The following is an 11,782-nucleotide window of genomic DNA, read 5'->3' as shown; positions in this document are numbered from 1 at the left end:
AGGTGGTCGCCTCATCTCTTTTTTTATCTTTACCCCCCTCAGCGGGGCGCTCAACGGTCCTCCATAACCACGGCGTCCCGCTTTTTTTTTATCCCAATCCCTGGCATCCTTTTGACGTTTTTTTTGTAATTTCGTCTCTTCAGGAAAAGAAAAGATTAAAGCCGGTATGTATACGTTCCACGGTCAGGAATGGAAATGGATGACGAAACAGAAAACAAAATAAACGTATTGAAAAAGGACTCGTCCGGACACAGCAGCATTGATATCAGTATTGTTATCGTCAATTACAACGTCAAGGAGTTTGTTGCAAACCTGCTGGATTCACTTTACAAGGCACGCAATAATCTGAATATTGAAATCTTTGTTGTCGATAATGCCTCCTCGGACGGTTCTGTTCCCTACCTCAGACGAAGGTTTCCGGATGTTATCTACCTGAAAAATGATTACAATCTTGGCTTCGGAAAAGCCAATAACCAGGCCATCCGAAAAGCTAAGGGAAAATATACGCTGCTCATCAATCCGGATACGCTGGTCAGGCAGGATACCCTTTCCGTGATGTACTCGCACATGGAAGACAACCCGGAAACGGGTGCATCAGGGTGCAAAATTCTCAATCCCGACGGCACTTTTGCGCCCGAATCACGACGATCCGTACCCACTCCCATGTCGGCACTGTGGAAAATACTCGGCCTTCCGAAACTGTTCCCCAACAGCCGGCGCTTTTCCGCTTACTATCTTGGCGGACAGGATGAGGACAGTCCAGGCAGAGTGCCCGTACTTTCGGGCGCCTTCATGTTTTTTCGTACAGATGTGCTGAAGAAAGCCGGCGGATTTGATGAACAGTTCTTTATGTACGGTGAGGATATTGACCTTTGCTACCGGACCATGCAGGCCGGATGGGAGATTGATTACATTCCCGATACCAGCATCATTCACTACAAGGGGGAGAGCACAAAAAAGGAAAACCTTGACTACGTGGTTACTTTTAATAAAGCCATGTACAAGTTTTTCAACAAACACTACAGCTTTGGCTACACACTGTTCTTCCGGATTTTTATCCTCACAGGAATCATTCTTAAAGGTTTCATCTCGTATGTGTCGGCCCTTGTCGGAAAACTCTCACAGCCAATCACCGATCTTGGCATCCTGAATATTCTGGTGATCGTGTTTTTTGTGTGGAGATATGAGATCCATCCCGCAAATATCCTGGTCCATTACAACATCGGGTTCCTGGCCGTCAACCTGCTGCTGAGTGTGATTTATCTCATCAGTGCCCTGTATTACGATTTGTACGGAAAAAACAGATTTTCACTTCCGGCGGTCATCAAGAGTACCGTAATCGCCTTTGCCGGAGTTGTCGTCATTACGTTTTTTCTTCGGGATTTCGCTTTTTCACGCCTGATACTCATGCTGAGCGCAATGGCCGGAGTTGTGCTTCTGACCGGAATCAGACTGTTTCAGATCAACAGATCACAGAAAGCCCCGAATATCCCGGGAAGTTTTCTGGAGCGGAAGGTACTGCTGGTTGGACTGAGTGAAAAGACGCCCGAACTGATCCGCAAACTGAGATCCCGGGCCGACTGGAATTACAAGCTGACCGGACTGGTCGCCCAGAACACCGATTATAAATACGATGAAATAGAAAATGTTCCGGTGATCGGTGATCTGAGTTCCATTCCGCAGCTGGTCAGATACCATCAGGTCAATGAAATCATATTCATTTTGCCGGCGGTCGACTACGACCAGATTCTCAGAACCATTTCTGAACTGAGAGAAACATCGGTTTATCCCCGCATTGTACCCGACTCCATGGACTATATTGTTGGCAAAACCAATGTGGAATATCTTGACGACATTCCCGTGATGGATGTCAACCTGCCATATTTTACCCGCTGGAATTTGTTTGTAAAACGGGTACTGGATTTGGGTTTGTCATTTATCATGGTTCTATTGCTGACCCCGCTTCTGGCCCTCCCGGTCATATTCTCGCGGAAAAAAATCAGCCGTCTGAATCTGTATATGTCAGAGAGCCGCCGGATTACCGTGCCTTTGATTCTTCCCTACTCGGAACACCGGTGGCGTAACCGGTATATGCTTCTGCTGCAGGTACTTGCCGGAAAAGTAAGTCTGGTCGGCAGTCCCGTCATACCTGACAAAAAGCCGCACTTTGCCAACGTCAAACCGGGCCTGACAGGTTTCCGCCAGTTATCCGAAAACCGGCTTTACCATGAGGATGAAAAACAGATGTATGAGCTGTTCTATCTGCAGAATTATTCGGTGTGGATGGATTTGGACATTCTTGTCAAAACATGGATGTATCGCAGGCCGACACTCTCGCCGATCGACGAAAGCTCAAATTGATCGCACAGAGAGTTTGCACCATGGGGCTGGCAGGGAGATTACTTGAGGCAGATGCAGTCCGGCAGCCGCAAATTCCTGAACCCGTTACAATCTTTTCCGCATGGTTTCGGCCATACCGGGGTACCAGTCATCATACGTATCATCAGAAATATGCATGCGAATTTGCTCCATAAGCCATAAATAAAATGTCAGGTTATGGGCGGATGCCAGCTGCAGGCCCAGAATTTCACCGGCACGAAAAAGGTGGTGTATATAGGCCATGGTATGATACTGGCACAGGTCGGAATGAAAACCGGGATCAGCCGGTTCAAAGTGCTCTTTCCACCGGGCGTTTTTCACATTAATAATTCCATTTCTGGTAAACAGCATGCCGTTTCTTGCATTGCGGGTAGGCATGACGCAATCAAACATGTCTATTCCGCGGGCTACTGATTCCAGCAAATCGGCAGGGGTCCCGACCCCCATCAGGTAACGCGGCTTGTTCACAGGCATGTAATCAGTGCTGATATCGGTCATTTCATACATCATCTCCGGTGGCTCCCCCACGCTGAGCCCTCCGATTGCCAAACCGTCAAAACCGGTTTCAGACAAGGTTTCAACCGACTGCCTGCGAAGCTCCGGATAAACGCCGCCCTGGGTTATTCCGAAAAGAAATTGTCTGTGGCCGTATCTGCCGGAACTGTTATGAAAGGCGTCAAAACACATGCCCGCCCAACGATGAGTGAGATCCAGTGAATTGCGGACATAGGACTCAGAAGCAGGATATGGCGGACACTCATCCAGAACCATCATGATATCCGATCCGAAAATTCGCTGTGTTTCGATGACGCTTTCCGGGGTAAATTTGTGCCGTGATCCGTCGAGATGGCTCTTGAATACGACGCCGTCGGGTTCCAGTTCGCGGATATCAGACAAAGAAAAAACCTGATACCCGCCGGAATCGGTAAGAATGGCGCCCGGCCAGTTCATGAAGGAATGCAGTCCCCCTGCTTTTTCCATGATCCGGTTTCCCGGTCTGAGGTACAGGTGATAGGTATTGCCCAGGATAACCGGAGCCTTTACTTTTTCCAGCAGGGCAGAACGATCCAGTGCCTTGACCGTCCCGGCAGTACCCACAGGCATGAATATGGGAGTATCGATGGTACCGTGATCGGTTTTTAATTCTCCTGTTCTGGCTTTACCTTTCGTCGTTTCTTTTCTGAGTGTGAACACGTTATATTATAGTGTTATAGCAAATTCTGCGTTATAAATGCACCAGTTATGCTTTGAAAATGTGTGCGGTGCGTAAAAGGAATAAAATCTACGCAGATGTAAATTATGAAACAAAGCGGTTCATGAAGGTATTGCAGCTTCCATGGACTTGCCGGAAACAAGACCCGGATTTTTAAGATTTGGAGAAAGCCAGAGAAATAGTTGTAACCATTGTCAGTGACTTTGTCTTCCTGATTCTGGCCTGGTATGGTTTTTACTATGTGCGATTTGAGCTGGGCTGGGGAATTGAGCCTACCAGCGCCGCTCCGTACAGTCTTTTCCTGCCCGGAGTGGTTATATCCGTTTACTGGATCGCTATATTCGGGGTGTTCGGACTGTACCGGCACCTCTATCTCATTTCCCGGTTCGATGAAATCATCAGGGTAGCAAAAATTTCCATAATCGGAACCCTGATTCTTTTTTTCCTTCTGTTTATTGATTCGCTCGGCTGGACATCTGATAACCTCCATCAGGCCAAATGGGTTACACTCATTTACTGGCTGATTGTCCTGATTTGCGTATCCACAAGCCGGCTGATTCTGCGGACCATCCAGAAAATACGGGTGCAAAAAGGAAAAGGGCTTCACAGGGCATTTATCGTCGGCACCGGAGGATCGGCCCGGTCCGTTTACGAAAATCTTCACCGGCACAAGACCTCCGGTATGAACGTGATCGGCTTCCTGAGACTTGGCGGAAGCAATAACCAGGCTGACCAGTATGGTGATGCCGGGTTCGGCGGAATGAATATGCATGAAGGAGATACGGGGGTTCAGGAAAAGGTTGCACGTGCTGAAAAAGTGGATAGGGATATGATCGCCGGCAAGGTATCTGATATCAAGCAGCTGATCATGGATCATGGAGTGCAGGAGATTATCGTGGCGCTTGAGCCGGATGAAAAGGAACAGCTCATACCCATTCTGGATCAGATCGATATCCCGGATGTCTCGGTTAAAATACTGCCGGACTTCCATCAGATGATCACCGGATTGAATCAGACGAATCAGATTTTCGGACTGCCGCTTATTGATGTCATGCCCGACCCGATGCCGACCTGGGAGAAGTTTTTCAAGCGAATGATGGATATTATCCTGTCGCTCGTCATATTGATCCCCACACTGCCGGTCATGCTGGTCATTGCCCTGCTGATCAGGATGACCTCGAAAGGCCCGGCCATTTTCAGACAAAAAAGGGTGGGCAAGTATGACAGGGTCTTCACCATGTACAAGTTCCGCACCATGTTTATTGATGCCGAAAAAGAGAGCGGACCCGTATGGGCAAGTGACAATGATCCGCGAATCACACCGGTTGGCTACTGGCTCAGAAAACTGCGTCTGGATGAGCTGCCCCAGTTTTTCAATGTACTGAAAGGGGATATGAGCCTGGTTGGTCCGCGTCCGGAAAGACCCTATTTTGTAGAGCAGTTTAAAAAATCCATCCCGTTGTATTCCCGCAGACTGCGTGTCCGGCCGGGAATAACCGGATGGGCCCAGGTCAAATGGAAGTACGACGAGAATCTGGAAGATGTCAAGGAAAAGACGAAGTATGATCTTTTTTATGTTGAAAATATTTCACTTAAGATGGATTTTAAGATCCTTTTTAATACAATTATGACCGTAATAAAAGGAAAGGGACAATAGGATGAGCGGCCAGAGTGAATCACTGATTATTATACCGACATTTAACGAAGCGGAAAATATTACGAAACTGCTTCCCCATTTGCTGGGACTTGAAGAGAAGGTGGATGTGCTTGTTGTTGATGATGGTTCACCTGACGGTACGGCAGATGAGGTAAAAAAGCTTCAGGGTGAGAATCCGGACCGGATCCATCTCATTGAGCGTGAGGGCAAGCTTGGTCTCGGAACCGCCTATGTAACCGGATTTTATTTCGCGCTTGACAAGGGATATGAATATGTCTGCGAAATGGATGCTGATTTTTCACATGACCCTGACGATGTACCCAGGCTCATCAGGGAGGTCAAGGAAGGCCGTTGTGATCTGGCAATCGGGTCACGGTATGCCAATGGCATAAGTATCATTAACTGGCCGCTGACCCGGCTGATCCTGTCATACTCTGCCAATGTCTATGCAAGATTCATAACCGGGCTGCCTGTTCAGGATACCACTGCCGGTTTCAAATGCATTTCCCGGAAAGTGCTTGAAAAAATAGACCTTAAAAAAATCCGCTCAAATGGATATTCTTTTCAAATCGAGGTACATTTCAGGGCTTTTAGAGCCGGCTTCCGCCTGAAAGAAACCTCCATCATATTTCGCGAACGCACCGAAGGTGTCTCCAAAATGTCCAAAAAGATTGTTTTTGAAGCGGTTTGGATGGTTTGGGTGCTGAAGCTGCGCAGTATTTTCGGAGTACTCTGAAGTCAAAAACGGCCGGGAAACGGCGAGCCCTGTTCGACGGCAACTTAGTTGTCTGTGTCTTATCTTGTGCAGCATATCCATGAATTAGGAAATCCGCGATGAATTATCTTGATTTCGAAAAACCGATTATTGAGCTGGAAAAGAAAATTTCCGAACTGAGTGAATTGCATCTTACGGATGACAATGTGCTGACACCGGAAATTGAACGGCTCCGCAGCAGGGTTGAAGAGCTCAGAAAATCCATATTTACCAACCTGACGCACTGGCAGCGGGTACAGCTCGCGCGTCACCCCGACCGCCCCTACACACTTGATTATGTCTACAAGCTCACGGAAAATTTTATTGAGCTTCATGGTGACCGGTGCTACAGTGACGACAAAGCCATTGTAGGCGGACTGGCTGCATTCCGGGGGCGCTCCGTCATGATCATCGGGCATCAGAAAGGACGGGACACCAAAAGCAGAAAGTACCGGAATTTCGGCATGCCCAATCCGGACGGTTACCGCAAAGCGCTGCGGCTGATGAAGACAGCCGAGAAATTCGGGATTCCCGTAATTACCATGCTCGATACTCCCGGAGCCTTTCCCGGTCTTGAAGCGGAAGAGCGGGGACAGGCAGAGGCGATCGCCCGGAATCTTCGTGAAATGGCGCTTCTCAGAGTGCCGGTAGTAACCGTCGTCATCGGTGAAGGGGCAAGCGGGGGAGCGCTTGGCATCGGAATGGGCAATGAAGTATACATGATGGAAAATACATGGTATTCGGTTATTTCACCGGAATCCTGCTCATCCATTCTCTGGAAAACATGGGATTACAAGGAACAGGCTGCACGGGCTCTTAAGCTGAGTGCAAAGGACCTTATGGAGCTGGAAGTTATTGACGGCATCATCAGCGAGCCACTGGGCGGGGCACACCGGGATTACGATGCGGCATCTGTAGCGGTAGGTGACCAGATAGCCGAAAGCCTGGACCGTCTCTCCAAAATGAAACCCGATAAGCTGAAGTCACAGCGTATCGAAAAATACTCCCAGATGGGTTCGTGGTCCGATACTTCAAAAAAATAACTGATGCTGCCTGACAAAGATCCTCTTGTAACATATGAAATGCAGCTCAGAAGCCGGTACAGCGAAACCGACAAAATGGGGGTGGTTTATCACAGCCGGTACCTCGAGTATTTTGAGGTCATCCGGACCGAATTCATACGCGAAGCAGGTCTTTCATATGCTGAAATGGAAGAAAGAGGGGTAATGCTCCCCGTTGCTAATGTGGAAATCCGTTTCAGGCGACCCATTTTGTATGATGAGCTGATGAACGGCCGTTTGATGGTCTTTGATGAACCTGCGGTTCGCCTTGTGACGTATTACGATATCCGTCCCGCCGGTTCGCATCAGTCCAGTGTGACGGGAAAGGTCGAGCTTGTATTCGTGGATGCTGCCACCCGGAGGCCCGTTCGAGCCCCGGAATTTTTCAAAAAAAAAATGCAGAGCTATGCAGGAATGGCCTGAACATGTTGACCGAATTGTAACACTGGCTCTTGAAGAGGATATCGGCAGGGGAGATATCACAACAGATGCCATATTTTCCGGAGATGAAACCGGGTCGGCCGTACTGGTGGCCAAGGAAAATGGCGTACTTGCTGGTCTGGATCTTGTAGACTTTATCATCGGGAAGCTGGATAAGGACATTACATTCCATACCGGCAGAAACGACGGTGATATTGTGGCCGGCGGAAGTGTGATAGCCACTCTGGAAGGCCCCATGGCGCCCATGCTGAGTGCGGAACGGACCATTCTCAATTTTTTCCAGCGTATGTGCGGCATAGCAACGCGCACCAGGAAGTATGTACGGGCCCTGTCATCAACAAAAACAAAAATCCTCGATACGCGCAAAACAGCGCCGGGCCACCGGTATCTGGATAAACTCGCTGTCCGGGCGGGTGGAGGTGAAAATCACAGGATGAGGCTGGATGACCGGTTTCTGATCAAGGAAAACCATATCCGCATGGCCGGCAGTATTGCTGCGGCTGTAAGCAGATGCAGGGCCTACCGGAGCAAACATAACACGGAAGCACCGCTGGAAATCGAAGTTACCAGTCTTGCCGAGCTCGATAAACTGCTGGCAGCAGAGCCGGTGGAGTATGTCATGCTGGATAATATGCTGCTTGAGGAAATGCGGGAAGCGGTAAGGCGGATCAACGGCAGGATTTTGACCGAAGTCTCTGGTAATGTGACACTGGATAGAGTTCCGGAAATAGCCGGGGCGGGTGTTGACTTTATATCCTCGGGAGAGCTGACCCATTCGGTCCGGGCAATGGATATTTCCATGCTGGTACGTGAACGTTCCGGCGGCTGATGCTTCAGAGAAGAATTTCCGGCATGAATCAAATTTTGTTAACGACGCAAAATGGGGAGTTCGATGCATAATGGTGCGTCTGATGTGCTGAAGCTTCATCCCGTGCTGCTGGTTGTCGTACTATCAGCCGCCCTTTTTTTTGCTGCATCGGCCTGGAGTCCGCCGTTAATCTATGAGGATATTGCCGGATGGGCCGGAAGCTGGCAAAAAAAGCTGTTTTCGTTTGTTTGTCATCAGCAGATCGACAGATCATTTCACATTGGAGGAGTGCCGCTTGCCGTTTGCAGCCGGTGCACCGGAATCTATTCCGGTTTGCTTTCAGGTTTGATGATTTTCTCAGTGATTTATGCTTCAGTGAATTACTGGAAACATTATATTACCGGAATATTTCTGATCGGATCGCTGGCTGCTGTTGTTGACGGATCAGCAAACATACTGGAGCTTTGGAGTACTGCTGATAGTTATCGTTCCGTCATCGGAGCGGTCTGGGGATTTTCAGCAGGAGGCCTGTTAGTATTTGCAATCATAATACCCCGGGAAAAAAAATGAGGAAATGCATATGGAACCTGTAGAAAAGAAAAGTTACTGGAATGCCGCAGGAATGGCCGGAGTCATATTCGGCTTTATTGTATTTCTTGTGGCTACCATCGGAAGTTATGCGACCATACATTCTGAGCCCACCGGAACCTTTTTCAGCGGCACCATAGTCGCATCTGTCATTGGCTGCCTGATAGGCGCTTTCGGTGGCGTGCTCGCCGTAAAACTGTACATCAATGAATACGGTCCGGAACTGAAAATCGGAACCGGAGCCGTAATCGGTCTGGTCACCGGCATTTTTATCACTCTGGTTTATCAGGTTTTTTCGATGATATGGCCGGTAATAGACAGCTCGTACATTGAAAATCTGCAGTCTGCCATGATCGCAAATATTGAGATGATGGATGCATTGCCGGCGGCGACAAGGGATGAGATGATTGATGCCATGTATGCAGATATGCAGAACTACTATTCTGCGGGCACCATAATTCAGAATTTGTTTTTCGGCGTTCTGACCTATGGTCTGCTCAATCTGCTGAGTGGTCTGCTTGCCGCCAAGTTCATGGGTAAACCCCCGCAGGAAGAAGCAATCTGAGTACAGCCGGATGATCATCCAATTTTTCAAACAATCTGACATACCATGCAGCATGATGAGAACAATTCCGGCTTGAACAACTCCGGAATGAACAGTTCCGGAAGTCAGCAGCACAACCCTGATTCCGGGGGACAAGGTGAATCCGGCTCCGGACCCGGATTTACTTCGCCCTCCGGCTACCTTCACCAGCAAAGCTGGGCAGAACGAAACGGGTTTCCGCCCTGGCTGCTTGCCCTGGTCTGGGTAGTACTCGGATTTGTACTGTTCCAGCTGGCCGGTAACACCATGGCGGCCATTTATCTCATTACTGCTGCCGATGATGCGGTAACAGCGTTCGATGTGGAATTACTGATGGAACACATCGATGTGCTCTTTATCACAAACTCAATCAGCCAGATTCTTTTTCTGGGTCTTATGACCTGGCTGATCACCGGTCTGGTAACCACCGGAAAACGATCGGCCTTTCTTCGTTTCCGGACCGATGACAAAACATTGCCGGTCGTATTGCTGACCGTGGTTCTGGTGATTGTCATGCAGCCCGTGATATGGCTGTTTTCCTGGCTCAATGCCCAGATACCGATGTGGGACGGTTACATGGCTATGGAGGAGACTCAGATGGAGATGATCAAGGGTTTCCTGACAGCCGATCACGTCACCCTGATCGCCCTGTTTCATGTGGGCCTGGTTCCGTCCATATGCGAGGAAATTCTGTTCCGGGGGTATGCACAGCGACTCATGGAAAAGTCATGGGGCATCTGGGCGGCTATCATAGTCGGAGGGGTGTTATTCGGGCTGTTCCACATCCGTCTGACCCAGCTGATACCGCTCACTTTGATAGGCATGCTTCTGGCGTGGCTGGTATGGAGATCCGACAGCATCTACCCGGCCATTACCGGACATTTTGTCAACAATGGCGGCAGTGTGCTGGTTGCATCTCTTTATTCTGATTATGCCCTGGAACAGATGACGGCAACCGAACTTCCGCCCGTCTGGTTATTGTTGGTTAGTGCAGGAGTCACTATTATGGTAATACGATACATCCATCACATAACCGAACGGGAGTAGCATATGTTCAATGAAAAATTGTCGCCCGATAAAATTGATGACTGGAAATGCATTTATGAGACCAGTATGGAAAGTGAAGCCCGGCTGGTCCAGGCTTATCTTCAGGATCAGGGACTGACATGTCAGGTTCTGTCCAAAAAAGACAGTGCCTATAATGTGAATTTTGGCGACCTGTCTGCCATTTTCCTTTATGTTCCCAGTGAGGAGGTTTCGGATGCCGAAAAAGCACTAAAAGAGTGGAAAGACGGGACAATTGATTTTGAAGATCCGGAAAACCAGGGATCAGATCATGATTCTGATGATCCGCAAACCGATGACACGTAAAAAATCGAAACATCAACCAAATTGCAGCGTCAGTCGCTGTTTCTGATTGAATAAACCTGTTAGTGCTGATGATTTCATTACTGAGAGGAGCTGAGGGTGTCTGAATTAACAAAGCGCATAGTTACCGCTCTGGTGGCGGCACCGGTTTTTTTGTACCTGACCTGGCTTGGCGGATACTATTTCCTGATTATTCTGCTGTTGATATCCGGAATCATTCAGCTCGAAATCATACGGATGATCGAAAAGCAGGAGATGAAAGTGCTTACCCCGCTGGCCCTGCTGCTCGGCGTACCGATCCTGCTGTTTGTGCTGTTTCCCGCAACTGCATGGTTGTTTTTCCTGGCGCTGCTGCTTCTGACCTTCCTCATTGAAACATTCAGCCATCAGGTCAATGGCTGGAAACGTCTGGTAACCACTGTCATGGTCGCTGTCGTGGTTCCCGCTTTTTTTTCCGGACTCTTATTGCTGCGGAACTACCAGGATGACAGCACCGGATTTATTCTTACCCTTACCCTGCTGCTCATGGTATGGTCAAACGATGTTTTTGCTTATGCCGGAGGTAAAACGATGGGAAAGCATCCGCTGGCACCGTCCATCAGTCCGGCCAAAACGATAGAAGGTTTTGTCTGGGGGTTCGTCGGCAGTCTCCTGGCTGTATCTCTATGCAAGGCATTTATTTCCGGATTTCCTCTCAGCTGGGGGGCAGCTGCAGGTTTTGCCGCAGTAACAGGATTCTTTGGTCCTGCCGGTGACCTTGCCGAAAGCAAGCTTAAAAGAGCTTCCGGCATCAAGGATTCATCCGGACTCATGCCCGGTCATGGCGGGTTTTATGACCGTTTTGATGCTGTTATGTTTTCCGCCCCGGCCGCTGTGATCTATCTTGGTATTCTTGATTTCTTTGGCTTGTTCTAATCCTCGGAGGCCGCT

At 48.9% G+C, this 11,782-nt stretch carries 12 protein-coding genes; 11 read left to right on the top strand and 1 reads right to left on the bottom strand.

Annotation, left to right across the window (positions count from 1 at the left end; genetic code table 11):
- Positions 1 to 195 precede the first annotated feature (195 nt).
- A complete protein-coding gene (locus NATSA_RS02305) occupies positions 196 to 2,361 on the top strand; it encodes a glycosyltransferase (RefSeq protein WP_210510036.1) in 2,166 nt (721 codons plus the stop codon).
- 84 nt (positions 2,362 to 2,445) lie between these two features.
- Here the strand turns inward: NATSA_RS02305 and tgt are convergent, their stop codons facing one another.
- Complete coding sequence (tgt, locus tag NATSA_RS02300; RefSeq protein ID WP_210510034.1) at positions 2,446 to 3,573, bottom strand: tRNA guanosine(34) transglycosylase Tgt; 1,128 nt, start codon at positions 3,571 to 3,573, stop codon at positions 2,446 to 2,448.
- Between the two features lie 179 nt (positions 3,574 to 3,752).
- Here tgt and NATSA_RS02295 point away from each other — a divergent pair, with 179 nt between their 5' ends.
- The 10 genes from NATSA_RS02295 (at position 3,753) to NATSA_RS02250 (ending at position 11,767) form a co-directional block, all read left to right on the top strand.
- Positions 3,753 to 5,249 carry a sugar transferase gene (locus tag NATSA_RS02295; RefSeq protein WP_210510032.1) on the top strand — a complete coding sequence of 499 codons (1,497 nt, stop codon included), beginning with the start codon at positions 3,753 to 3,755 and terminating at the stop codon, positions 5,247 to 5,249.
- 1 nt (position 5,250) lies between these two features.
- Positions 5,251 to 5,985 (top strand): polyprenol monophosphomannose synthase, encoded by a 735-nt coding sequence (locus tag NATSA_RS02290; RefSeq protein ID WP_210510030.1) that lies wholly within the window; start codon positions 5,251 to 5,253, stop codon positions 5,983 to 5,985.
- A 98-nt stretch (positions 5,986 to 6,083) separates the two neighbouring features.
- Complete coding sequence (locus NATSA_RS02285; RefSeq protein WP_210510028.1) at positions 6,084 to 7,046, top strand: acetyl-CoA carboxylase carboxyltransferase subunit alpha; 963 nt, start codon at positions 6,084 to 6,086, stop codon at positions 7,044 to 7,046.
- 3 nt (positions 7,047 to 7,049) lie between these two features.
- On the top strand, positions 7,050 to 7,487 hold the full coding sequence (locus NATSA_RS02280) for an acyl-CoA thioesterase (RefSeq protein WP_246481572.1): 438 nt from the start codon (positions 7,050 to 7,052) through the stop codon (positions 7,485 to 7,487).
- Entirely contained in the window at positions 7,471 to 8,334 is an 864-nt protein-coding gene (gene nadC / locus NATSA_RS02275; RefSeq protein ID WP_210510026.1) for a carboxylating nicotinate-nucleotide diphosphorylase, read from the top strand. Before NATSA_RS02280 ends, nadC begins: the two co-directional genes overlap by 17 nt.
- Before the next feature lie 63 nt (positions 8,335 to 8,397).
- On the top strand, positions 8,398 to 8,883 hold the full coding sequence (locus NATSA_RS02270; protein ID WP_210510024.1) for a DUF2085 domain-containing protein: 486 nt from the start codon (positions 8,398 to 8,400) through the stop codon (positions 8,881 to 8,883).
- A 10-nt stretch (positions 8,884 to 8,893) separates the two neighbouring features.
- Complete coding sequence (locus NATSA_RS02265) at positions 8,894 to 9,466, top strand: DUF4199 domain-containing protein (RefSeq protein WP_210510022.1); 573 nt, start codon at positions 8,894 to 8,896, stop codon at positions 9,464 to 9,466.
- 45 nt (positions 9,467 to 9,511) lie between these two features.
- The gene (locus NATSA_RS02260) at positions 9,512 to 10,531 is read left to right on the top strand and encodes a CPBP family intramembrane glutamic endopeptidase (protein WP_210510020.1); all 1,020 of its coding nucleotides are present in this window, start codon (positions 9,512 to 9,514) and stop codon (positions 10,529 to 10,531) included.
- A gap of 3 nt (positions 10,532 to 10,534) precedes the next feature.
- Positions 10,535 to 10,855, top strand: a complete 321-nt coding sequence (locus NATSA_RS02255; RefSeq protein WP_210510018.1) for a putative signal transducing protein — start codon at positions 10,535 to 10,537, stop codon at positions 10,853 to 10,855.
- Between the two features lie 96 nt (positions 10,856 to 10,951).
- Positions 10,952 to 11,767 carry a phosphatidate cytidylyltransferase gene (locus NATSA_RS02250; RefSeq protein ID WP_210510017.1) on the top strand — a complete coding sequence of 272 codons (816 nt, stop codon included), beginning with the start codon at positions 10,952 to 10,954 and terminating at the stop codon, positions 11,765 to 11,767.
- The last annotated feature ends 15 nt before the right edge of the window (positions 11,768 to 11,782 follow it).

Origin of the sequence: Natronogracilivirga saccharolytica, from assembly GCF_017921895.1 — a bacterium.
Classification (GTDB): domain Bacteria; phylum Bacteroidota; class Rhodothermia; order Balneolales; family Natronogracilivirgulaceae; genus Natronogracilivirga; species Natronogracilivirga saccharolytica.
The sequence above is the reverse complement of the archived record's forward strand: the minus strand, read 5'-3'. Positions and strand labels throughout refer to the sequence as shown.

What these genes read in the sequence shown, in the direction of transcription:
- NATSA_RS02305 (WP_210510036.1), top strand. Translation starts at nt 196, where the DNA reads ATGGATGACGAAACAGAAAACAAAATAAACGTATTGAAAAAGGACTCG.
- NATSA_RS02290 (WP_210510030.1), top strand. Translation starts at nt 5,251, where the DNA reads ATGAGCGGCCAGAGTGAATCACTGATTATTATACCGACATTTAACGAA.
- NATSA_RS02285 (WP_210510028.1), top strand. Translation starts at nt 6,084, where the DNA reads ATGAATTATCTTGATTTCGAAAAACCGATTATTGAGCTGGAAAAGAAA.
- NATSA_RS02280 (WP_246481572.1), top strand. Translation starts at nt 7,050, where the DNA reads ATGCTGCCTGACAAAGATCCTCTTGTAACATATGAAATGCAGCTCAGA.
- nadC (WP_210510026.1), top strand. Translation starts at nt 7,471, where the DNA reads ATGCAGGAATGGCCTGAACATGTTGACCGAATTGTAACACTGGCTCTT.
- NATSA_RS02270 (WP_210510024.1), top strand. Translation starts at nt 8,398, where the DNA reads ATGCATAATGGTGCGTCTGATGTGCTGAAGCTTCATCCCGTGCTGCTG.
- NATSA_RS02265 (WP_210510022.1), top strand. Translation starts at nt 8,894, where the DNA reads ATGGAACCTGTAGAAAAGAAAAGTTACTGGAATGCCGCAGGAATGGCC.
- NATSA_RS02260 (WP_210510020.1), top strand. Translation starts at nt 9,512, where the DNA reads ATGCAGCATGATGAGAACAATTCCGGCTTGAACAACTCCGGAATGAAC.
- NATSA_RS02255 (WP_210510018.1), top strand. Translation starts at nt 10,535, where the DNA reads ATGTTCAATGAAAAATTGTCGCCCGATAAAATTGATGACTGGAAATGC.